A 22832-nucleotide genomic window follows, 5' to 3' on the forward strand; every position below is an offset into this window, starting at 1 on the left:
GGAATTATCTATTTTTTTATTAAATTTTCTTTTACTCTTATAAAATTTGTAATTATTTTATTTACAGGGACTGATAAATTACACTCGTTTGCAAGTCTTACAATGGCTCCATTTAATGCATCTATTTCGGTTTTTTTACCTTGTTTTATATCATAATACATTGAAGGGAAATGTTTTACTGTTGGAGGAAGCAGATTTTCATAAAAATAGCTGAGATATTCTTTATAATCCGTCCAATTAAGTTTTATTCCTTTTGCTTTAGTTGTATAAAAAATCTCTTCAATTATTTTATTCATTATTAACCTTGTTTCTTCATTGTCTGCAAGCACTCCATATGTACATTCAAGAATAGCTCCTAGAGGATTCAAAGCTGAATTATAAATAATTTTGTCCCACAGTATGGCATAAACATCTTTAGACACTCTTGTAGGAAGTCCTGCTTTATTAAAAGCATTGTCAATCTCTTTTAATTTTTCTTCAGAAATTGCATTATCAGGTTGCCCGATAACAATATCATCAGCAAATACAGTTACTTCTGCAACTCCTATCTCAATAGTTTTGGCACCGAATATAATTCTTGAAAGAATCACTCTTTCCTTACCAATTAAAGAACTCGCTATTTCATAATTTCCATATCCATTCTGGGCCAGCAATACCACAGTATTCTGTGTCAGAATACTTTTAAGCTGATTTATTACAAGCTCTGTATCATAAGCTTTTACACAAACTATTACAAGGTCAATTGGATAGCTCTTTATGTGCTGGATATCAGTAAAAATACCATCCAGCTTAGCCTGTTTTTGCCCAAAAACTCCATAAATTTTTAATAGATTGTTCTTTATTTTTGCAATATATTTTTCTTTTGTTAATCCAAATACCTCATGTCCTGAGGCTTTAAGAGATGTTGCAAAAACAGTTCCAATAGCACCTAATCCAAAAACTAAAATACGCATGATTATTCTTCTTTACTTTGGCATAATTGAATCAACTCCTGTGGATGAAGGAGTCTTTAATGATTCATCAGATTCATCAGATTCACTAGGTTCAGAAGGTTTCTGCATTGTATCAGGATTAATAAAATCCTGCACCTCTTTTTTAGCAAGAGCTTCTTTCATAAATTGAGCCCATATTGGTGCAGATACTCTGCCACCAGCTTCTCCATGAGCAAGACTTTTTCTCATATCATCATAACCAACCCATACTCCTGCAACAAGCTGGGGCGTATAACCTACAAACCATGCATCCTTAAAATCATTGCTGGTTCCGGTTTTTCCTGCAACAGGTCTACCTATATTTGCTCTTGTGCCTGTTCCATAAGAAATTACATCCCTTAGCATATTGGTTACAGTATAAGCAACCTGAGCCGCTAAAACATCCTCTACTTCAGGTTCATTTCTAACTAAAATTTTACCTAAACCATCAGTAACATATTTTATGGCAATTGGCTTAATTTTTTTACCACCATTGGCAAAAACAGCATATGCTGAAGTCAATTCCAAAGGTGAAAGGCTAACACTTCCAAGAGCAATTGTGAGGTCAGAAGGCATTTCAGATTTTATTCCTGCTCTTCGGGCGAGCTCAATAATAGAATTCACTCCTACCATTTCAGCCAGTTTTACAGTGGGCACATTTCGTGAATAGGCAAGAGCTGTTCTCAATGATATTTCTCCCCAGAATTCTCCATCATAGTTTGAGGGAGACCACTCTTTAAGCCCTGTTCTATAACTTATTGGTTCATCAGGAATGGTGCTATCAGGAGTAAATCCCTTTTCTATGGCAGCAGCATAAACAAAAGGCTTGAAGGCACTCCCTGGTTGTCTCTTTGCAAAAACTGCTCTGTTAAACTCCCCCTTCTGAAAGCTATATCCTCCAACCATTGCTCTTATATAGCCAGTCTGTGGCTCTAAAGCTACGATAGCTCCTTCTATTTCTGTATCCTGCTCAAGAGAAAAAAGAATTTCTTTCCCCACCGCTTTGAATTTAACCATTATTACATCTCCGGGTTGCAATATGTCTGTCAGTTTAAAATTTTTAATAACTTTAACTTTGCCTGCCTGGTCAAGAACTCTGCTTGCCCACATAGCATCACTTATAAGAAGTCTTCCTTTGAGTCCTCGTGCTTTAATAATAGCCTGGTTACTTGAAACAGAAAGAACAACCCCTCTTGCAATATCGCCCTGAGAAGGATAAAAGGCGATTTTTTCTTCTTCTTTTTCTTCTTTTTTTATTGATACTTTATCAACTGGACCTCGCCAGCCAATTCTTTTATCAATATCTCTGAGTCCTTCTTGTAATGCTCTTTGAGCAGATATCTGAGCCTGAGGGTCAAGAGTTGTATAAACTTTTAAATTTCCTTTGTATATTTTTTCAATATCAAAATTTTCTTCGAGCTGTTTTCTCACATACTCAAGAAAATAATTGTAATTTTCAGTTGAAATTCTCAGCGAACTTAAATGAATTGGTTGAGAAAAAGATCTTTTTCTTTCATTAGGAGTAATTAATTCCTCACTTTCCATTCTTTCAAGAACTACTTCTTGACGTTGTTTTGCTTTAACAAGGTCATTATATGGAGAATAAATATTAGGTGCTCTTATTAGTCCTGCAAGCAAAGCTGCTTCAGGAAGTGTTATCTGGTGTACAGACTTGCCAAAATATATTCTTGATGCCATCTCAACCCCGTATGCACCGTGTCCAAAATAAACATTATTAAGATACAGTTCAAGAATTTTTTCCTTGTTTAATTCTTTTTCAATTTTCATTGCAAGATAGGCTTCTTTAATTTTTCGTGAAAGAGTTTTTTCAGGCGTAAGGAACATAATTTTCGCAAGTTGTTGTGTAATTGTACTACCACCTTCTTTAAGACTCATATGTAAAATATCTGTTACAACAGCCCTGCCTATTCCAATATAGTCAATACCTTTATGTTTCCAGAAACGACTGTCTTCTGTAGCAACCACAGCATCTATAAGATACTTAGGAATCTGCTTGAAAGGTATATATATACCTTTCTGGATTTTAAACTCTCCAATTAAACGGCCATCCTCTGCATAGACTTTTGTTCCCTGTGGCATCTTTACTTTATCAAAGTCTTTTATTGATGGTATATCTCTAAATAAAGCAAATCCTGCACCTGCAACAAATGCTATAAAAACAATAACAGTAATTATAATGATTTTAATTTTCATGAAAATTATTATAACCCTAATTTGCTGAGAGAGTAAAACTGAATACAAATTTTAGACCAATAGATTGGCTGTATAAGAAATTTTTTACAATAGAACAGAAACGAAAAATAACTTACAGTGACATGTATCTTATCAATTCGTTATTATAGAGTATGTTTTTTTCATTAAGTATCGGAATTGGCGGAATTAGAAGCGGAGTTGGCAAGACTTATCTTATTGAAAGCCTGATAGCTGAGTTAAAAAGACGATATGGTACAGCACTAAAAATATTTGCAGCAAAATATACCAGAACCTCTCTTTATTCATGCATTATTAAAGACTCATCCGTAATTAGTCAATCTGGTAAAGACACCTCGAGAATGAAAAAAGCAGGTGCAGATTTTGTTTACTGGGTAAAATCAACTGACAAGGACCTGCCAGAGATTGGGAAGAATTTAAAGAATATTATTCATAACATTATGGAAGATATTAGTTCTAATAAAAATATTGTTCTTAATTGTAATACAAAATATGTTCTCATCATTGAAGGGAATTCTCTGGTAAGAATAATGCGGCCAGATGTTATAATATTTCTTAAAGATGATACCAAAGACAATATAAAACCTTCTGCAAAATCTGTTATTGAAATAGCAGATATTGTCCTTAAAAAACCGTATAATCTGGAGGATGTTATGGCAGAGATTGAAAATGTTGAGATTAAAAAAAAGATTCACCAGCTTCTGCAGGAAAGAAGTAACAGTGGTAGAATTACCTGCACTGAAGCAAGAAAAATAGCTGAAGAACTTGCAGTGCCATATATTGAAGTTGGAAGAATAGCCAATGAATTAAATATAAAAATTCGCAAATGTGAGCTGGGTTGTTTTTAATGGGAACTCTTTTTTTTGAAATTGCATTAACTCTTTATTTTGCAGGATTTCTTCTCAGTATTTCTGAGCTTGTAAGAAAAAAAACAGATTTTGAAAAAATCATATTTATTCTCTGCCTATCAGGATTTGTTTTACATACAGTTTATCTGGCTGTAAGGTATATCATTTCAGGTCAGGCGCCTGTATTTTCAATGCATGAAGCCACTTCTTTTTTTGCCTGGAGTATCTTATCAGTCTCCATATTCATCAATTATTTTTACAGAACAAAAATTTTAAATTTCGGGATAATTCTCAGTTTTCTATTGATGTTTATAAGCGCTTTCTTCTCAAGAAGCATTCCAATTATCAAACCTGAGTTGAGAAGTCCGTTGATTGATCTTCATGCAATTCTGGCTTTGTTTGGCATAGCGTTGTTCAGCATTGCCTTCATTTTCAGTATTCTTTATCTCATTCAGGAAAAATCAGTTAAGTCCAAAAAATTTGGAGGTTTTGAAAAAATCCTGCCAAGTCTTGAAATTCTTGATAGAGTGAACTACCGGTTAATATTCTGGGGATTTCCTGTTTATACAGTTGCACTTTTATTTGGCTTGATAAAATATTTACATCTAGGTGGAATTGTATTTGATCCAAAACAGGTATGCAGTTTTATTACATGGATTGTATACCTTGCAATATTTTATTTAATGGTTAAGGGAGACTGGAGGAAAAAAAAAGCTGCATATCTTACAATTATCGGCTTTCTTCTAGTAATAATTGGTTTTTTTGGTGTAAATCTTTTAACAGAGAGCTTTCATAGAAAACTATGGGCTTAATAGTTGTTGGATTAAATCATAAAACAGCACCTGTTGAAATAAGAGAAAAGCTTGCGTTTAATACAGAGGAGTCAACAAGAGAGGCTTTAAAAAAGCTAATCAAGCTCGAATCTGTTGGGGAAGTTGTTATTTTTTCAACATGTAACAGAGTTGAGATATATATCTACTCTGAAAAACAATCTGAAATAGCTGATGTGATAAAGGAGTTTCTAGCTAAGTTTCATCAAATTGACATTACAGATTTTGAAAAATATCTCTATGCCTATACAGATAGAGATGCTGTAATGCATCTATTCAGAGTTGCATCTAGCTTAGACTCAATGATTGTTGGTGAACCTCAGATAACAGGCCAGGTCAAAGCATCTTATGAAATAGCTCTTTCAGAAAGGACAACCTCGCTTATTCTTAATCATTTAATGAATAGAGCTCTTTTTACTGCAAAAAGAGTGAGAAATGAAACTCGCATAGGAGAAAATCCAGTATCTGTAAGCTATGCTGCCGTCGATTTAATAAAGAAAGTATTTCACAAACTTGATAAGAAATCAGTTCTTCTTATAGGTGCTGGAGAAATGGCAGAGCTTGCAATGAAACATTTAATCAGTAGTGGTATAAAAAATATTTTTGTAACAAATAGAACATATAAAAAGGCAGAAGAGCTCGCAATTAAGTTTCATGGAGTTGCAACTCTGTTTGAGAATTTAAAGCAGGAACTTGTAAGCGTTGATATTGTAATCTGCTCTACTAATGCGCCTTACTATGTAATCAATAAAGAAATCATTAAGGAAATAATGTCGCGGAGAAAGTATAAGCCTCTGTTTTTTATTGATATCTCTGTTCCAAGAAACATAGATCCAGCCTGTGATGAAGTTGATAATGTTTATCTATATAATATTGATGACCTTCAGAATGTTGTTGACAGTAATCTATTTGAAAGGGGAAAAGAGGCAGAGAAGGCACTAAAGATTGTGGAGGAAGAAACTGAAAAATTTTTCCAGTGGATCAGTTCGTTGCAATCTGTTCCAGTAATAGTATCAATCAGAACCCGAGCAGAGCAGCTCAGACAGGAGGAGTTTGAAAAATTCAAAAATCGTTTTAAGGATTTGTCACCTGAGGTTTTAAGTTCAATTGATTATCTAACTCAGAGTATTCTCAATAAAATTATGCATTCTCCAACAATAGCATTAAAAAATAACTGCGAAGATAAAGAAATACTCATTTTTGCAGCAAGGAGGTTGTTCGGACTTGACAGTGACGAAGAATAAGATAATTATAGGAACCAGAGGAAGTAAACTTGCGCTATGGCAGGCAAACTGGATTAAAGACAAACTGGAAAGACTCTATCCAGATTTAGTGATAGAAATTGAGAAGATAAAAACAACAGGGGATAAAATCACTGATGCTCCTTTATCCAGAATTGGCGGAAAAGGTTTGTTTGTAAAGGAAATCGAGGAAGCTCTATTTAAAAGCAGGATTGACATCGCGGTGCACAGCATGAAGGATGTTCCTGCAGAACTTCCAGAAGGGCTACATATAGCTGCAATATGCGAAAGAGAAAATCCAAGAGACGCCATTATAAGCAACAACAATAAATCTTTACAAGAGCTTCCTGATGGTGCGGTTTTGGGCACAAGTAGCCTTAGAAGGACAGTTCAACTAAAAGCAATTAGAACTGATTTCAACATAAAGCCTCTTAGAGGAAATGTTGATACGCGTATAAAAAAACTAAAAAATGGGGATTTTGACGCCATTATTCTTGCAATGGCTGGGATAAAAAGAATGGGGCTGGAGAATCTTATTACGGAAGTAATATCAGAAGACACAATGATTCCTGCCATAGGACAGGGTGCTATTGGAATAGAAACAAGAGTAGATGATGAATTTATTAATGAAATAATAAAACCATTGAATCATGAAGATACAGCTATTTGTGTACGTGCAGAGAGAGCTTTTCTGAGCATAATGGGAGGAGGCTGTCAGGTGCCTCTTGCATGTCATGCAAAAATACTAAAACAAAATAATAAAACAACTATAAACATAGAAGGGATACTAGGGGATCCTGATGGTAAATGGTCAATTATACGAGGTTCAAGAAATGGTAGTCTTTCTCAGGCAAATATCCTTGCTGAAGACCTTGCCAGAGAATTGCTAGATAAAGGAGGCAATCCTAATTTACTAGTAGAATAATCAAGAACCATTTTTCTGTGATTTTTGAAATGAAATTTTCAGATTATTTTAAATAGTGCGTGAATAGGAAATTTAAAATCTTTACCGGTAAATTCAGGAGGTAACAGTGAAAAATGGCAAGGTTTACCTTGTAGGAGCAGGACCCGGTGATGCGGGTTTAATTACAGTTAAAGGATTAAGAGCAATACAGCGAGCTGACTGTATTGTTTATGATTTTCACATAAATCCTAGACTTTTAACTTATGCAAGAGAAGATGTGGAGTTTATTTATGCTGGAAAAAGAGGCGGCCATCATGAAATGACTCAAGATGATATAAACCGCGTGCTTATTGAGAAAGCAAAGGAAGGCAACGTTGTATGCAGGTTAAAAGGCGGAGATCCTTTTGTTTTTGGAAGAGGTGGTGAAGAGGCTGAAGTTCTTGCTAACGAGGGAATTATATTTGAGATAATACCTGGCATAAGTTCTGTTATTGCTGTTCCTGCTTATGCTGGAATTCCGGTTACTCATCGCAGAGTAGCATCAGCCTTTACAGTTATAACAGGCAACGAAGATCTGTCAAAGCAGGAAAGGATTTTCACACATCTCAGAGCATTAAATAACTCAGAGACAATGATTTTTTTGATGTGTGTGAAGAATCTTGAAACAATAACTGATAAATTGCTTAATGAAGGCTTAAATCCTCAAACACCGTCAGCAATTATTCGGTGGGGCACAAGACCAGAGCAAAAGGTTGTTACTGGCACAATATCAGAGATTGCTAAACTTGCAAAAGACCATAACATTTCACCCCCGGCAATCCTTGTAATAGGTGAGGTGGTGAGCTTAAGAGAAAAACTTAACTGGTATGAAAGAAAGCCTCTTTACGGACAGAGAATTTTAATAACCAGACAGTTAACAGATGATTATTTAAAACTTGAAGAGCTTGGAGCTGAGCTTTTTGTATTTCCAACAATTAATTTTTTGCCACCTGAGGATTTTACAGAGCTTGATAATTCTATAAAAAACATAAAAAGTTATAACTATATAGTATTTCCATCCCCACGGGCTGTCAATTTCTTTTTTAAAAGATTTATCTTTCTTGGTAAAGACGTAAGGGATTTAAAGGGAGTTTTGATCTGTGTCCTTGGACAAGAAACCGCAAATACATTGAAAAAGTACGGCATAAATGCCGATATTATTCCTGATGAATTTAACGCTGAAGCAGTGGCAGAGCTCTTTAAAAAGAAAGTTATTCATGAATCTCCATCTTCAATTCGTATTCTCTATCCAAGATCTGATATTGCACTTAAGTCATTCGCTAAAGCGATGCAAAATGCTGGTGTTGTTGTTGATGCTCCAGAAACATACAGGACAGTAAAACCATCAGAGCATGCCAAAAGACTTTCAAGATTTTTAATGGAAGGAAAAATCACAGTTGCAACATTCACATCTCCTTCAAGTTTTAATAATCTTTTTGAAATGCTCAAGGATGAAGTCAAAAATGTCCTAAAAGACTTAACAATTGCAGCAATTGGAAAAACCACTGCAAAAGCTATAGAAGAAAAAGGTTATAAAGTAAGCATTATGCCAGATAGATCAACAATAAAAGATATGGTGGAGGCAATTATAAGATGGGGCAAGCAGAAGTAGTTATTGTAGGAGGCGGAATTTCAGGACTTTCCCTTGCATACTTTCTGTTAAAAAAGAAACCTGATCTTGATATAAAGATTATTGAGGCGGAAAATAAAGCAGGCGGAAAGATAGTATCTGAAAATATTTCAAGCTTTTTATGCGAAGCTGGAGTTAATGGATTTCTAAATAATAAACCTTCAACAATTGTCCTTGCAAATGAGCTAGGCATAGAGCCTTTAATGGGCAGTGAACATTCAAAGGTAAGATATATTCTTATTGATGGACAATTAAAAAAAGTACCTGAGGATCCTTTAAAATTTTTTGCCTCTTCACTGCTTTCTGTGAGGGGAAAAATTAGAATGATAGGAGAGTATTTCATCCCACCGTTAAAGGAAGACATAGATGAATCAGTTCAGAGCTTTGTAAGCAGAAGAGTTGGCACTGAGTTTTATGAAAAACTGATTGATCCAATGTCAACAGGAATATATGCAGGTGATCCTACAAAGATGAGCATGAAAAGCTGTTTTCCAAAAGTATACTGGCTTGAAAAAAAATATGGTGGTCTTATAAAAGGCTTGATTGCTCTTAAAAAAGGAAAAAAGAATGTTGAGACAGCTCCAAAGAGTATGCTTATGTCTTTTAGAAATGGTATGGTAGAACTCATTCAGAGTCTTGAAAACAAGCTTGCCTCAAAAATTTTAAAAAATAAAAAAGTGCTGGATATAACGTTAAACAATGGTTTATATAACCTTTACATGGCAGATGGAGAGTATTTACAGGCAACTAAAATAGTTCTTGCCTGCCCGGCCCATGAATCAGCCAACATTGTTAAAGAGTTTGATAAAGAACTTAGCAAACTTTTAGCATCAATTCCATATCCTCCTTTAAGTGTTGTTGCCTTTGGATTTAAAACAGAACAAATAGGTTTTGGCACAGGTCTTTATGGCTTTCTTGTTCCTCACAGGGAGAAACGAAAAATTCTAGGATGTCTTTTTGATTCAACTATATTTCCAAACAGAGCACCTCAAGGATATGTTTTATTAAGAACAATGATTGGCGGCATGAGATCTCCTGACCTTGCTTTGTTGCCTGATGAAAAACTGATTGAAACTGCATTATCAGAGCTAAGGGATATTTTGAGTATTAAGGGTAACCCAGAATTTATAAAAATTTTCAGATGGCAAAAAGCTATCCCCCAGTATCAAGTAGGGCATGAGGAAAAACTGAGAAAAATTGATGAAAGGCTTAAAAGTTTTCCTGGATTTTACTTAACAGGCAATGCTTACAGAGGTGTAAGTGTAAACGACTGTATCCAGAACTCTATTGAATTAGCAGATAAATTTTTATCTCTTTAAGTGCATGGAACTAAAACATTAGTTTTCCTCAGGGAACAATAATGCTTGGTGAAATTTTTTTATTTATAGTCCTGGGTTTAATAATAAGATGTTTACTGTCTTTTTTTAATATTTCACCCGAAAGAATTGATTTTTTGAGAGATAAGACTAATTCCTTTGTTTTTTATTTCATAATTCCATTAATCTGCTTTAAAACAGCCTATACAATGCCTTTTAGTGTTAGTCATTTAAAAATATCGATTGTTGCAAATTTAACAATACTGAGCTGTGTGGCGATTTCATGGTTTATTTATAAAAAGATTAATAAAGTTATGTCTCTATCCATTCAACCTGAGGTTATGGGATCTTTAATAATATGCGCTTCATTTGGAAATGTGCTTTATGTAGGCTTACCGATTCTTACAAAGCTTTATGGAGAGCAAGGAATGAGCTATGCTTTCACATACGATTTTTTAGCAAGCACACCTCTTACCTGGACTGTTGGTATTGCAATTTGTATGAAATACGGTAAAGCCCAAAGTTTCACTTTGAAAAATTCGATTCAAACACTTATAAAAATTCCACCAATCTGGGGAATGATTATTGGATTAATTGTCAGAGAACTGATTATTCCTGTACCTGATATCTTAGTGAATTTTTTAAAAGATATATCAATATTTGTAACATATATAATGTTAACTATTGTTGGATTATCCATCAAAGCTGTATCTCCCAAAAAACTTACAATCTGTTCACCTGCTATTGCAGTAAAGCTTATTGTTTCACCATTGCTTGCTTATAGTTTTGGAAAGATTATAGGCTTACCACAAATTCCCCTTAACTCTTGCATGATTGATGCAGGCATGCCTTCGATGCTTCTGAGTATGATTTTTGCAACAGCTTTTGGAACTGACATGAGAACATCAATAGAGATGATTTTTCTTACTACTGCTATTTTTCTAGTTCTTTTTTCCGGTTACTTTTTAGTATTTTAAAGGAATGAACTTTTTTAAAATAAACTTTTTGCATAGTTAATTTTTCTTTATATATTTCTTTACGAATTCATCAATATACATCTGAGCCACTGCATCATTAAACAAAACCATATCTAATTGTTTTGTATATGCTGTCAGTTTTCCCATTATTTCAAGATATCTTTCAATTGTTGGAGTATCATATTTTGTCAAAATTGCATTTATTATATCTTCCTTTGTTGAAATTCTAAATCCTATTGTTTTTAAAATTTCTGTAATTAATTTTACTCTTCTAAATCTTCTGTCAATGGCAGCACCTCCACCTTTAAAAAAGAATTTTATGTAATTGTCATTGATGTTTTCACCAGCATATGCTTCAATCATTGAAAAATGATAACCAAGACGCAAACTGAAATTCATATAATGTCTGGTTACTATACAGAAACTTTTTTTAGCTGTTTTATTCAACTCATCTTCCGGAATTGAAGCAGTATGAGCAACCATGCCCAAAAATCCTTTTGCATCCACAGGAGGAGGACCTGGCCATTGCATTGATTTCATACCTCTAAGTATTGCTCTGAGCGGAATTGAAAGCACATCGTCTTCTGTAGCTTTATCTATTCCTTCTTTTAAACCTTCTTCTAAATCAAGGACCAATATTGCAATAGGAAGTCCTGTAACAAGGGGAATTGCATGAATTTCACTGTCATATCTCTCCCACATGGTAAACATCTCATGCATAACCATTTCATGACAGAATCTTGTTATATCATGAAGTGTTTTACAGTTTTCAGGTTTAAACTCATTCGAAGTGGGATCAACTAAATTTAATGGTACAATAAACTTCAATATTTTTTCGAGCATTTTATAAATTAAAGTTTCTTTAAAAGGACCTTCAATTTTTGCCATTTCAATAAGCTTTTCAACTTTACCTTCATATATTAGACAGTTATAAGCATCAACTGTTATTTCCTGACCATGCTTTAGTAATTTTGTAGCATTTTCAGTGTTAAGGATTGTCGGTACATTGTATTCTCTTGATAGTGAAGCCATATGACCTGTAGGAGTACCTACATCAGTTATAATAGCCGATGCTTTGTTCATTATAACCACATACTGTGGATTTGTATGTTTCGCAACTAAAACCCATCCTTCTGGAAAGTCTTCAAGCATGCTATCATTTTCTAAAATAAACGCTTTTCCATATCCTACACCCTTACATGCTGAGACACCTCTATCAATTAAAATATTGTAACCTTCAAATTTGGGTGGTTTTGAGACTTTTTTTGCTGAAGTATCCTCTAAATTTGAAATAACTCTTTGAAGAATATCCATAATTTTTAATGGACGTGTTTGAAGTATATAGATGTTATCTTCTTCGTCAATAGCCCATTCAATATCCTGAGGCAAACCGTAGTATTGTTCTATCTCAATTGCAAACTTTGCAAGTTTTAAGGCATTTTCCTCAGAAAGGTAAAACCCATAATTATGAGGAGGAAGAGGTATTTCCTCAATATCACCATCTTCATTGCATATGAGCATTTTATCCTGCTTGCCAGGAAGCTTTTCCACTATGGATAATTGAGGATGCCTTTTTATCACATATGACTCTGCGGTTACCGCTCCATCAACAACAAGTTTACCCAATCCTCTTACAGCGTTAATTATTATATTTTCACTTTCAGGATTATTAGGATTTTTTGAATACATAACTCCACCAACTTTAGCGTTTACCATTTCAAGAACTCCTGCTGCCATTACCATATCACTTTCTGAAAAACCTTTTGTTTTATAGTAAAAAATTGCTCTTGTATTAAAAAGACTTGCAAGTACTTCTTTGTATTTTTCGGGAATAAACTCTTCTTTAACATTCAGGAAGGAAGAGTACTGTCCTGCGAAACTGAAATCAGAGTCTTCGTGAATTGCACTGCTTCTTACAGATACCAGACATTTTTTATTTAACTTTTTACATAAATTTTCATAAGCCATTTTAATAGAGCTTGAGATTTCTGGTGGCATTTCTGAATTCACTATAATTTCCTTGAGTTTTATGCTACATTGCTCAAGTTCTTCAATCTTATTTATATTTGCTTCATTAAGAATTCTGGTTATCTTTTCTTTTAATTGATTGTATTCAATGAATTTTATATAAGAATAAGAAGTTATAACAAAACCATCTGGAACAGGGATTTTTAAAATGTTCTTAAGTTCTGCAAGATGAACATTTTTGCCTCCTGCAATATTGATTGCATCCTTTGGTAAAGACTCAAAAGGAATTGTAAAGTCAGTTACAGGTATATCTATTTTTGATGAAAGAGCTTTCTCTATTTTTTCTTTAATTTCATAATAAACGTTTTCTAATTGTGCATATTTATTGTCAGAAAGAGCATTTAAATTTTTAATTATTCCTATTACTCCATTAGAAATGGCATTAACATTAGTTTTTATATAATGCATATCAAAAACATATTCACCCGAAAGTTTTTCTTCCATATCAGCCATTATGCGAAGAACATCATTGTTTGTGTGAAGCAAGGTTCTGAAGTATGAATATTTTTCTTTTAAAAGTTTTTTCAATTTTTCTTTTTCCTCTATTTTTTTGGCTTTTGACTTAAAAATTCGCCCTAAATCCATATCGTATTATACTCAATTTAGTAGTAATCCCAAAATTGTCCACTAAATAAATTTTAACACGCTAGAATATGACAGGATACATTAATATTTGACAAAATATTGGAGGTCATAAGTGATTTTAATTGGCTTATAATACAATTTTTTTGACAAATATTTTCTATCCTCATAAAATATAGAATCTTACAATATAAGATTAAAGCAACATAATATTGTTAGAACAATATTATAAAGGAGTAAATATGGCTGAATTAATTAACAGAGATGACCATGCCAAATTATATTTACAACTATACACAATTTTAAAAAAAAAGATAGAAAATCAAGAGTGGTATTCTAGTATGCAAATACCTACCGAAGAACAGCTCTGCAGAATGTTTAATGTTAGCAGAGCAACGGTCAGAAATGCGTTAATGGAGCTTGTAAGGCAGGGATATTTAATCAGGCAACAAGGCAAAGGAACTTTCGTGAGTAAAAATTTTATCTCAGAAGGTTTAATTATGGCAACAGTTTTTAAAAAATTATGGTTTGAAAATGATTCTATATTTACTGAAAAAATAGTTGCAAAAACAGTAATGATGCCAGTTGGCAATTTAAGTAATGAACTGAACATTCCTGAAAACAAACACGTTATATACATAAAAATAATCTGGTTTGCTGAAAAAGACCCTACGATGATACAGGAATCCTTCATTCCTTTCAATATCTGTCCTCAGCTAATTGAAGAGGACATCGAACATCAATCCATTATTGAACTTCTTGAAAAGAAATACAATATCAAAACAACAAGAGTCCATAACTATTTTGAGTTAATTTTCTTAAACAAAGAAATTTCTTCATATTTTGAGTTAGAAGAAAACTTTCCTGCTATTTTAATGAATCAAAAGGTTTTTTCAGGAGATACGGTTATTATTGTAAATAAATTTTATAAAAAAATGGATAATCATAAAATCTTCATCGCTTTTCAAAGAAAAGCATTATAACCTCAGGAGGTGGGGTATGTCAGAGGTAAAATTGGTAAAAGATATAATGTTAGGAGTATTTGAGTTTCCACATATTCCTTACTGGTTTAGTATTGAGCAGTCTATTAAAGTTGTAAAGGCTTCTTTTATTCAGACTCAAAAATACAGTGAACCTCTAGCCATGCTTGTATTTGACGAAAAATACAATCTTCTAGGAATCGTTACGATTAAAGACATTCTTAAAGGACTTGAACCTGAATTATTGAAAACATCCTTGAAAATTCAAGACGAAAAAACAAAAAATCTGTCAATATGCTGGAACAGCCTTTTTAAACAGGAATCAAAAAAGCTTTTACAGAAACCTGTAAGTGATATAATGCTTGCAACAAAAAATTTTGTTGAACCAACTGATCCTGTAGAGAAGGCTGCTTTTATTATGATTTATTATAATTTACCGTTATTACCAGTTATTGAGGAGAACAAAAAATTTGTAGGCATTGTAAGAATGATTGAACTTTTTGATGCAATATCCGAAGAAATAATTAAGGAATAAATGTTTTAACCTATATAATGTCTGAAAACTTCTATTTTATGATTAACGGTGCTAAGAAAAAACTTGAAATTTAGGGGGGTTTAATGAAAAAACTAACACTTTTTATAGTCTTTTTATTTCTGAGTTTCAATTCTCTGGTTTTTGCAACAGAAACGAAAAAACATTCAGAAGATGTAGATATATTCAACATTTCTGGAACAATTCTTGATTCACACAGAGAACCTGTTAAAGAGGCAGAGATAAGAGTCTTTGTGAATGAAAATCCTTATAAAATAATAGTAGACCATAAAGAGATTGATAAAACAGTGACTTCTTCTCATGGAACTTTTCAGATCAGTTTTAATCTTAAAGAAGGCATGATTAATACAGCAAAGATTCAGATTGAGATTGTAAAGAGTTCATATAAAAAGACCACAGTGGAGCTTAAAAAAAATGATTTTGCTGTTAAAGAAAATAAGTTTTATCTAACAAAGGACATAATACTTAACAGAAGTCTTGGACCGGCATTCTGGCTAGCTACTGGAGTGTTTTTAGTGTCATATGCTCTTATTTCCTGTGAACTGCTTCACAGAACAGTTGCTGCAATGCTGGGTGCTTCAACAATGTTAATACTCACCTACACTGCTGGAGTGATAAATCCAGAGTTTCACATCATATCATTTCAACGAGCCATAGAAGCTATTGATATGAATGTCATATTTCTATTAATGGGAATGATGATCATCATCGGAGTTTTAAAACACACAGGAGTTTTCCAGTGGTTTGCTTACATATCTTACAGGATTGCGAGGGGAAATGTAATGATGCTTGCTGTAATTTCATGTTTTTTCATAGCTATTTCAGCTGCATTTCTTGATAATGTTACAACAATGCTTTTATACACACCAGTATTAATAGAGATTGCCATAACTTTAAAGATAAATCCACTTTCTTTGCTTATTCCAGGGATAATGGCATCAAACATAGGTGGTACAGCAACCCTCATAGGAGATCCTCCAAATATAATGATTGGCTCATATACAGGTTTAACATTTATGCAGTTTGTCTATGCCCTTACTCCATCAGTTGTTATCTGTCTTATAGTTCTTGCTATATATAACAAGTTTTTCTATTCAAAGGAATACAAAAAGGGAAGAGTTGATGATATAAATTCTTTCATAAGCTATTTAAGAGAAGAGTACAGAATAACAGACAGAACACTTCTTGCCTATGGAGTCTTTGTAATGTTACTGGTTATAGCATTTTTTGTTACACATGGATACTGGCACATGGAAGTAAGCATTCCTGCACTTTTTGGAGCAGGGATTCTTTTTACCTATGCAGTTTTAACCAGGAGAGTAAAACTTCTTGAACTGATAGAAAAAGATATTGAATGGACAACTCTTCTTTTCTTTATGTTTTTGTTTATAATAGTTGGTGCTGTAGAGGAAGCAGGACTACTTTCAGTAATTGCAGACTGGGTTTATGGAGTATCAGCAGGAAATCTCACGGTTGCAATATGCATGATTTTATGGGTATCGGCAATAATGAGTGCTTTTGTGGACAATATTCCCTTTACAGCAACAATGTTACCAATTGTTGCCTATCTGAGTAAAGTGATTCCAGGAGCAGAGAGCAATGTTCTTTGGTGGGCACTGGCATTTGGTGCGTGTTTTGGAGGGAATGGAACTTTAATAGGAGCATCTGCTAATGTAGTAACAATAGGGATTGCAGAGTCTGCTGGTTATAAAATCAGCTTTTTTGGATTCATGAAGTATGCTTTTTTGTATATGATAATAACTGTGGCAATAGCAAATATATGGCTACTTCTTTTTTATTAAAGGACAGCTCTATTTAAATAGTGCATAAATCAGAAAACATTAAATTCTGGAGGTTAAATATATGGTTAAGTTTCCATTTGAAAAGGTATTATTACCGGTTGACAGAAGTGAACATTCAAAGCGAGCTGTAAAATTCGCAGGTAAACTTTTTTCTTCTATTGAAAATTACATTTCAAACATTACAATTCTTCATGTTATAACAGGTGGATTTTTAAGCAAACATATCAAGAATATAGACTTTAGGGCAGAAAGTTTAAAAGATTCAGAATTTTTTGAAAAACTTAAGGATAAGCATTACGAAGAAAATATTAAACCATTTCTTGATGAGTATGAACAACTCTTAAGAAATGAAGGAGTAAAACTAAATTTAAATCAGATTATTCTGGAGGGAGACCCTGGAAATACAATAATTGAATACGCTTTACGAGAGGGATTTTCCACTGTAATGCTTTCACGTCGTGGTATGTCTCCATTGAAAAGCCTGTTTCTTGGCAGCGTTTCTGAAAAAATCGTCTATGGACTGGTTAACCAGAATATCTACCTTATAGGAAATAAAATGGCAGAGGACTATCCTGTTTCAAAAGTTTTAGTTCCTGTTGATGGCTCAGAATATTCCATGAAAGCAGTTGAACATGCTGTATATCTTACAAAAATCTTAAAAAAAATACAGGAAATTACAATTTTCAGGGTCATAAATGTTTCTCTTTATCTTGAACGATTAAAACAAGGAATTGATCCTGAAGAGGAAGCAAAAGATATTCTAATTAAAACTAAAAGAAAATTTTTAGAAGAAGTTGCTGAAGATATTATTAAAACTAAAATTAATGTTGGATTTCCTGCAGAAGAGGTGGTTAAAGAGATACATGATGGAAACTATAATCTTGTTGTAATGGGACGACGAGGCCGTTCTGTACTTAAAGATTTAATTATTGGTGGAGTTAGCTCAGCAGTAATAAATAGATGTTTTGAGCCTACAATAGCTATTATAAACCTATAACAATAAAAAATTTATACCTTCATTTGAGGAATGATGCGTTTAAACACAGGAATATATTAGTAGATAAAAGAATTTACATATAGTTTAAGTAAAGGTTAAAGAATCGCTAAAAAGTTTTGATATCAAACAATGGTCTTTTTAAGAAAGGAGGCTTTGAAGCCTCCTTTCTTTTTAATGTCCTCCGACTTGAAGAACTCCTGATGCAGCAAGTATTAATATTAAGCATTCTGCTAATGCAAAAATAAAATAAGCTGTATCTTTTTTCTTTAGAAAAATTGGTAGTATTCTTATATAACAGAACACTGTAATACTTCCAAGAAATGCAATTGGAACAAAGTTTAAAAAATCTCCTTTTGTCACTAACGTTAACCATGTCCATCCAGAATGTATTTCCGCTGCTGTCATATACTCATGGGCTTTTAATTTCCAATATTTTGGCAAATCAGAAATAGGAATATGTGCAGGAAGTATACCCAATACATAAATAAAAAAAGTTATGATAAGCAATATAAGTCCTATTTTCATTCCTAAATCAAGCAGTTTCGCATAAACAACCTGCTCTTCTTTAGCATTATCATATTGTGTCATTGATAAACCTCCATTTTTAAAGTTATTTCCATATTTCAAGTCCTTTAAGCAAGGCTCTTAATCCTGCAAAAAGAAGCATAATTATAACAACATATCTAACTATTTTAGGTTTTGCTACAGCAAGAATTCTAACTCCAACTACTGACCCGAGCATAATTCCAATAATGCTCGGAACAACTATCATAGGCATAACAGCACCATTATTAAGATAGATCCATGCAGCAGATGTATCCGTTATTGACAGAAGAAATTTACTTGTAGCAACAGAGACCTTAAGAGGAGCCCCCATCAAAAGATTCAACACTGGAACATTTGCCCAACCCGCACCAAGACCAAACATACCTGCCATTAATCCAATCACTATAAATAGACAAAGAGCCTGCGGTGTTCTACAAACCTTCCATTCAATTTCCTTTCCAGTTGATATTTCATTATATACTCCACTTATCTTTAATACCTGTGAAAGTGTATCTGCTTTTTTAACTTCTGGATATTCAGATTTTTTTGCAAGAAACATTATCACCACTATAAAAAGAATTGTTCCACCGAGTGCTATATTCACTACTTTAGATGGAAGGGCAAGTCCTATCATGGCACCTACTATTGAAGAAGCAGAGGCTATCAATGCAAGAGGAATTGCCAACCTTAAATCAGCAAAACCTCTTTTTAAAAGTCCTGGACCAGCAGCCAGAGCTCCTGATAAAGCCACAAAAAGTCCTGCACCTCTAACAAAATCCATACTAAATGGGAAAAATCCTCCAACAATAGGAACAAACAAAACTCCTCCACCAACACCACCTAAAACAGCCAATACACCCAATATAAATGTTGTAATAAACAAAATAACCGGCCATGCCCACCATGGCATTGTACTGTTAACAGATGTTTCTGAAGCTGCAAAAACAGGACCAGCAAGGAACAAAGAGCAAAGCATCACCAGAATAATCCAGCTTAGAAAATTTTTCATTCTAACCTCCTTACATTTTGAGATATAAGATTATAAAATTATTACATAAATTGATCTGAAAGGTGTTATTATAATTTTTTATAGATGAATAATTTATAATTTCTTTACATTTTTTTTGTTTTTTTTTAATATCTTTTAAAGACCTAAAAAATTAGGAGGTAAATATGGGAAGACAGATGAGAGTTTTACTGGTAGATGATGAAGTGGAGTTTATAAAAACTCTTGCCAAAAGACTCGAAATGAGAGAATTAAAACCAGATACTGTATATAGTGGAGAAGAAGCAATTAAGTATGCTGAAGAACAAGAACCAGATGTAATTGTTCTTGATTTAAGAATGCCAGGCATGGATGGAATTGAAGTTTTAAAACAGATAAGGGGTGCATATCCTACAACACAGGTTATTATCCTTACTGCTCATGGAACTGAGAAGGATCAAGAAGAAGCTCAAAAACTGGGAGCTTATGAGTTTCTGAGAAAACCTGTTGATATTGAAACTCTTATGGATAAGATTAAGGGAGCTTATAAAAGAAAGCTTGAACTTACAATGTCTGCTATTGCTTTTGCTGAGGAAGGTGAATTTGATACTGCAAGAAAAATAATGGAAAACAAGGAACAAAATAAATAATTTATACTGGTATATTTATTGTAATTATTTTTTCATCACTTGAGATGCTTATATCAGTCAGGTATGCAATTTCTTGAATATTTGATAATGGCCAGATTTCTGTTACGGGTGTTTCTATGAATTCGCCTTCGTATTTTATGACGATCCTTATTATATTATTTTCTGATGTAATACTAACAACTATGGAACTATCTGGTATGGATTTTTTTAAAAAACTATCTACAGCGTAAAATATCAGAAACTGCAATATAAATGGAGAGCTTTCTATAGTAGGAATATTTGATTGTAAATTATACTTCAGAGAAACTTTTTTCCTGTTTAAATATCTTTTAAGAAGTTCAAAGATTTCTTCAAAAACTGAACTCAATACAAATGTGCTTTTAAGATTGTCCATTCTATGAGCAAATCTGTTAAAGTAATTAATAAAATTAACACTCTTATTTATCTGATTGGTAATTGCTTCTAAACTTTCTTTAATGAGGGGCATCTCTTTCTTATCAATTGATTTTTTATCCTTACATATATCACTGATTAACCCTGCTGATTCTTTTATTAAAGCAAGATGGTTGTTAATTTCATGAGTAAAGTCTGCTATAATTTTAGCTATAAAGGCAATTGGTTTTTCTAACATTACATAGTCCCTCTTTTTAGTTTTGCATTGTCTATCTTAGATACTAATTCATCAATATCAACAGGTTTAATGAGATAATCATAAGCTCCATGCATGAGACTTTTATTTATTCTCTCCGCATCTCCGTAACCTGACATCATAATAACCTGAATTGTTGGATTTATTTCCTTTATTTTTTTTAAAATTTCCATTCCATCCATATCCTGTAATCCAATATCCAGGATAACCACATCCGGCGTTTCATTTAGAAGTTTAATTCCATCTATAAAATTTGTAACACCATGTGCATCATAGCCTCTAAGATTTAATCTCTCCGTTAGAGTTGATACTAATTCAGCTTCATCATCAATTATCAGTAATTTTGCCTTTTTCATTTAATTCCTCCATGTCAGGATTAATAGGGATTTTTATTGTAAAGGTTGTTCCCTGATCAATTTCACTTTCTACATGAATGTCTCCACCAAGTTTTTTAATAATTCCGTATGAAATATACAATCCCAGCCCTGTGCCCTTTTTCTTAGTAGAATAAAAAGGTTCAAAGATATGTTTTAAGACATCCTTCGGAATACCACTACCGTTGTCTTGAATTGAGATTTCTAAATAGTTTGAGTCAGATAATCTGGTTTGAATTTTAATTGTTCCCCCTTGAGGTACAGCATCAACTGCATTATTGATGATATTCAACAATACCTGCTGAAGTTGTCCTTTATCCGTTATAATTTTCGGTAAGGTGTCCTGAAAATCGTAAACTATATTTATTCCTTTTGATTGGATTTCTTTTTCTATAAATCCAAGAACTTCTTCGATCACGTCATTAACATTAATATCTTCTTTGCCGATATTTATTCTTCTTGAAAAACTTAAAAGTCGGTGTGTTATCGTTCTACATCGTGTAACACTATTCTGAATTGAGTCTATAAGTTGAATAAATCTGTCTTTATTTTTTGACAGGTCACCATATTGAAGTAAATCTTTCATGAGTCCTGCTTGTTCATTTATTATGGCAAGAGGATTATTTATCTCATGTGCAACTCCAGCTGCAAGTCTTCCGATTGAGGCAAGTTTATCAGCATGTTCTGCATTTGCAATAGCTATTTCTCGTTCATGGTCAGCCTGTTTTATTCTGTTAATCAATGTATTTATTGATTTTGTTATAACAATGAAGGTGATTATTATACTTAAAAGACTTATCAACATAACTTCTTTAGTGAAAAAAGACGGAATTTTTTCATAAGGTCGTGAACATATTATAGTAACAAGTATCCATGGCGTATCTTTTATTGGAACATAGGATATATAGGCTTGCTTTTTATTGAGTTCAATATCATATATTGAAACATTCTTTTTATCGCTTTTTATTTTTAAGTTGTTTAATTTCAAGGGCTCAAGAACATTACCAAAAAGTTTAGAATTGGTCTGAAGAATATGTTCGTTGTTTAAAAGAAAAACATCATCCATAGAGCTGATTTCAAGATTTGAGATGAGTTTTTGAAGCACATCCATGTTTATTGATACTCTTAAAAGCCAGAATTTATCATGGGATGTTGACTCTTTTTTTATCACAATTGAAAAGTGAGGAATTTTTCTATAACCAAGAAATACACTTGTTACATAATCTGTTCTAAAAAACATTTCTTTAAACCAATCTGCTTGAGAATAGTCTTTACCTTTAAGATTATATGGTCCTGTATAAAGTAGCTGTATGCCTCTATCATCAATTATTCCCATATCAACAATGCCTTCAAATTCACTTTTAAAGTTGGAAAATAATTGTACAAACTTTTTTTCATCTGAGAAATAGTTTTCAGGATAAGAATTTACAAGAAATTTAAGAGCTGAGATTCTTTCAGAAATAAAAAACTCAAGAGCATGCCTTGTTTCTTCCATTTGCCATTTTAGATTATTTTTGAATTCTGTATGAACTATTTGATCAATCCATAAATATGTAATTGTAACAACAATGACAAGGGGTATTACAGAGAAAAAAGTATTCAATACTATTAATCTAAATTTAAGATGAAAATATCTTTCTTCGCGAAACTTAGTAATAAATTGTTTAATAAGATTAAACATTCGTTACATTATAGCAA

Annotated in this window: 20 protein-coding genes; 12 read left to right on the plus strand and 8 right to left on the minus strand. The window is 33.0% G+C overall.

Annotated elements, in window-relative coordinates; translation table 11 throughout:
• Positions 1–8: 8 nt before the first annotated feature.
• Positions 9–953 (minus strand): ketopantoate reductase family protein, encoded by a 945-nt coding sequence (locus G581_RS0109510; protein ID WP_028845603.1) that lies wholly within the window; start codon positions 951–953, stop codon positions 9–11.
• A 12-nt stretch (positions 954–965) separates the two neighbouring features.
• Positions 966–3185: a penicillin-binding protein 1A gene (locus tag G581_RS11360; protein WP_051179196.1), complete on the minus strand. Its 2220-nt coding sequence runs from the start codon at positions 3183–3185 to the stop codon at positions 966–968.
• Positions 3186–3337: 152 nt separating this feature from the next.
• Here G581_RS11360 and G581_RS12285 point away from each other — a divergent pair, with 152 nt between their 5' ends.
• The 7 genes from G581_RS12285 (at position 3338) to G581_RS0109550 (ending at position 10988) form a co-directional block, all read left to right on the plus strand.
• The gene (locus G581_RS12285) at positions 3338–4051 is read left to right on the plus strand and encodes a hypothetical protein (protein WP_239639061.1); all 714 of its coding nucleotides are present in this window, start codon (positions 3338–3340) and stop codon (positions 4049–4051) included.
• Complete coding sequence (locus G581_RS0109525; RefSeq protein ID WP_028845605.1) at positions 4051–4863, plus strand: cytochrome C assembly family protein; 813 nt, start codon at positions 4051–4053, stop codon at positions 4861–4863. The genes G581_RS12285 and G581_RS0109525 overlap by 1 nt, the downstream gene beginning before the upstream one ends.
• Entirely contained in the window at positions 4854–6125 is a 1272-nt protein-coding gene (gene hemA, locus G581_RS0109530) for a glutamyl-tRNA reductase (RefSeq protein WP_028845606.1), read from the plus strand. The genes G581_RS0109525 and hemA overlap by 10 nt, the downstream gene beginning before the upstream one ends.
• Entirely contained in the window at positions 6112–7047 is a 936-nt protein-coding gene (gene hemC / locus G581_RS0109535; RefSeq protein ID WP_028845607.1) for a hydroxymethylbilane synthase, read from the plus strand. The genes hemA and hemC overlap by 14 nt, the downstream gene beginning before the upstream one ends.
• Positions 7048–7153: 106 nt before the next feature.
• Entirely contained in the window at positions 7154–8677 is a 1524-nt protein-coding gene (gene cobA / locus G581_RS0109540) for a uroporphyrinogen-III C-methyltransferase (RefSeq protein WP_038065846.1), read from the plus strand.
• Positions 8659–10014 (plus strand): protoporphyrinogen oxidase, encoded by a 1356-nt coding sequence (hemG, locus tag G581_RS0109545; protein ID WP_028845609.1) that lies wholly within the window; start codon positions 8659–8661, stop codon positions 10012–10014. Before cobA ends, hemG begins: the two co-directional genes overlap by 19 nt.
• A 41-nt stretch (positions 10015–10055) precedes the next feature.
• Complete coding sequence (locus G581_RS0109550) at positions 10056–10988, plus strand: AEC family transporter (protein ID WP_028845610.1); 933 nt, start codon at positions 10056–10058, stop codon at positions 10986–10988.
• 36 nt (positions 10989–11024) lie between these two features.
• Here G581_RS0109550 and G581_RS0109555 read toward each other — a convergent pair whose 3' ends face one another.
• Positions 11025–13601, minus strand: coding sequence for a PEP/pyruvate-binding domain-containing protein (locus G581_RS0109555; protein ID WP_028845611.1), 2577 nt, complete (start codon positions 13599–13601; stop codon positions 11025–11027).
• A 239-nt stretch (positions 13602–13840) separates the two neighbouring features.
• Here G581_RS0109555 and G581_RS0109560 point away from each other — a divergent pair, with 239 nt between their 5' ends.
• The 4 genes from G581_RS0109560 to G581_RS0109575 all read left to right on the plus strand — a co-directional run bounded on the left by G581_RS0109560 (position 13841) and on the right by G581_RS0109575 (position 17930).
• Entirely contained in the window at positions 13841–14581 is a 741-nt protein-coding gene (locus G581_RS0109560) for a GntR family transcriptional regulator (protein ID WP_028845612.1), read from the plus strand.
• A gap of 16 nt (positions 14582–14597) precedes the next feature.
• Positions 14598–15113, plus strand: coding sequence for a CBS domain-containing protein (locus G581_RS0109565; protein ID WP_028845613.1), 516 nt, complete (start codon positions 14598–14600; stop codon positions 15111–15113).
• Positions 15114–15196: 83 nt separating this feature from the next.
• Positions 15197–16933: an ArsB/NhaD family transporter gene (locus G581_RS0109570; RefSeq protein ID WP_028845614.1), complete on the plus strand. Its 1737-nt coding sequence runs from the start codon at positions 15197–15199 to the stop codon at positions 16931–16933.
• Between the two features lie 61 nt (positions 16934–16994).
• Entirely contained in the window at positions 16995–17930 is a 936-nt protein-coding gene (locus G581_RS0109575) for a universal stress protein (protein ID WP_028845615.1), read from the plus strand.
• 171 nt (positions 17931–18101) lie between these two features.
• On the opposite strand, the gene G581_RS0109580 is transcribed toward G581_RS0109575, so the two are convergent.
• Together G581_RS0109580 and G581_RS0109585 are read right to left on the minus strand one after the other, a co-directional pair.
• Complete coding sequence (locus G581_RS0109580) at positions 18102–18518, minus strand: hypothetical protein (RefSeq protein WP_028845616.1); 417 nt, start codon at positions 18516–18518, stop codon at positions 18102–18104.
• A gap of 22 nt (positions 18519–18540) precedes the next feature.
• Complete coding sequence (locus tag G581_RS0109585) at positions 18541–19485, minus strand: sulfite exporter TauE/SafE family protein (protein WP_028845617.1); 945 nt, start codon at positions 19483–19485, stop codon at positions 18541–18543.
• Between the two features lie 164 nt (positions 19486–19649).
• Here G581_RS0109585 and G581_RS0109590 point away from each other — a divergent pair, with 164 nt between their 5' ends.
• Positions 19650–20111, plus strand: a complete 462-nt coding sequence (locus G581_RS0109590; RefSeq protein WP_028845618.1) for a response regulator — start codon at positions 19650–19652, stop codon at positions 20109–20111.
• A 1-nt stretch (position 20112) separates the two neighbouring features.
• Here the strand turns inward: G581_RS0109590 and G581_RS0109595 are convergent, their stop codons facing one another.
• The 3 genes from G581_RS0109595 to G581_RS0109605 are packed head-to-tail and all read right to left on the minus strand — an operon-like array spanning position 20113 to position 22815.
• Complete coding sequence (locus tag G581_RS0109595; protein ID WP_028845619.1) at positions 20113–20742, minus strand: ATP-binding protein; 630 nt, start codon at positions 20740–20742, stop codon at positions 20113–20115.
• Positions 20742–21116 carry a response regulator gene (locus G581_RS11365; RefSeq protein ID WP_051179199.1) on the minus strand — a complete coding sequence of 125 codons (375 nt, stop codon included), beginning with the start codon at positions 21114–21116 and terminating at the stop codon, positions 20742–20744. The genes G581_RS0109595 and G581_RS11365 overlap by 1 nt, the downstream gene beginning before the upstream one ends.
• Complete coding sequence (locus tag G581_RS0109605; RefSeq protein ID WP_051179201.1) at positions 21088–22815, minus strand: sensor histidine kinase; 1728 nt, start codon at positions 22813–22815, stop codon at positions 21088–21090. Before G581_RS0109605 ends, G581_RS11365 begins: the two co-directional genes overlap by 29 nt.
• Positions 22816–22832 lie beyond the last annotated feature (17 nt).

Source organism: Thermodesulfovibrio thiophilus DSM 17215 (assembly GCF_000423865.1).
Taxonomy (GTDB): Bacteria; Nitrospirota; Thermodesulfovibrionia; order Thermodesulfovibrionales; family Thermodesulfovibrionaceae; genus Thermodesulfovibrio; species Thermodesulfovibrio thiophilus.

Coding starts and splice junctions, on each gene's coding strand:
- G581_RS11360 (WP_051179196.1), bottom strand. CDS start 3,185: ATGAAAATTAAAATCATTATAATTACTGTTATTGTTTTTATAGCATTT.
- G581_RS0109560 (WP_028845612.1), top strand. CDS start 13,841: ATGGCTGAATTAATTAACAGAGATGACCATGCCAAATTATATTTACAA.
- G581_RS11365 (WP_051179199.1), bottom strand. CDS start 21,116: ATGAAAAAGGCAAAATTACTGATAATTGATGATGAAGCTGAATTAGTA.
- G581_RS0109570 (WP_028845614.1), top strand. CDS start 15,197: ATGAAAAAACTAACACTTTTTATAGTCTTTTTATTTCTGAGTTTCAAT.
- hemA (WP_028845606.1), top strand. CDS start 4,854: ATGGGCTTAATAGTTGTTGGATTAAATCATAAAACAGCACCTGTTGAA.
- G581_RS0109585 (WP_028845617.1), bottom strand. CDS start 19,485: ATGAAAAATTTTCTAAGCTGGATTATTCTGGTGATGCTTTGCTCTTTG.
- G581_RS0109605 (WP_051179201.1), bottom strand. CDS start 22,815: ATGTTTAATCTTATTAAACAATTTATTACTAAGTTTCGCGAAGAAAGA.
- G581_RS0109565 (WP_028845613.1), top strand. CDS start 14,598: ATGTCAGAGGTAAAATTGGTAAAAGATATAATGTTAGGAGTATTTGAG.
- G581_RS0109510 (WP_028845603.1), bottom strand. CDS start 953: ATGCGTATTTTAGTTTTTGGATTAGGTGCTATTGGAACTGTTTTTGCA.
- G581_RS0109595 (WP_028845619.1), bottom strand. CDS start 20,742: ATGTTAGAAAAACCAATTGCCTTTATAGCTAAAATTATAGCAGACTTT.
- hemG (WP_028845609.1), top strand. CDS start 8,659: ATGGGGCAAGCAGAAGTAGTTATTGTAGGAGGCGGAATTTCAGGACTT.
- G581_RS0109550 (WP_028845610.1), top strand. CDS start 10,056: ATGCTTGGTGAAATTTTTTTATTTATAGTCCTGGGTTTAATAATAAGA.
- G581_RS12285 (WP_239639061.1), top strand. CDS start 3,338: ATGTTTTTTTCATTAAGTATCGGAATTGGCGGAATTAGAAGCGGAGTT.
- G581_RS0109580 (WP_028845616.1), bottom strand. CDS start 18,518: ATGACACAATATGATAATGCTAAAGAAGAGCAGGTTGTTTATGCGAAA.
- G581_RS0109525 (WP_028845605.1), top strand. CDS start 4,051: ATGGGAACTCTTTTTTTTGAAATTGCATTAACTCTTTATTTTGCAGGA.
- G581_RS0109575 (WP_028845615.1), top strand. CDS start 16,995: ATGGTTAAGTTTCCATTTGAAAAGGTATTATTACCGGTTGACAGAAGT.
- G581_RS0109555 (WP_028845611.1), bottom strand. CDS start 13,601: ATGGATTTAGGGCGAATTTTTAAGTCAAAAGCCAAAAAAATAGAGGAA.
- G581_RS0109590 (WP_028845618.1), top strand. CDS start 19,650: ATGGGAAGACAGATGAGAGTTTTACTGGTAGATGATGAAGTGGAGTTT.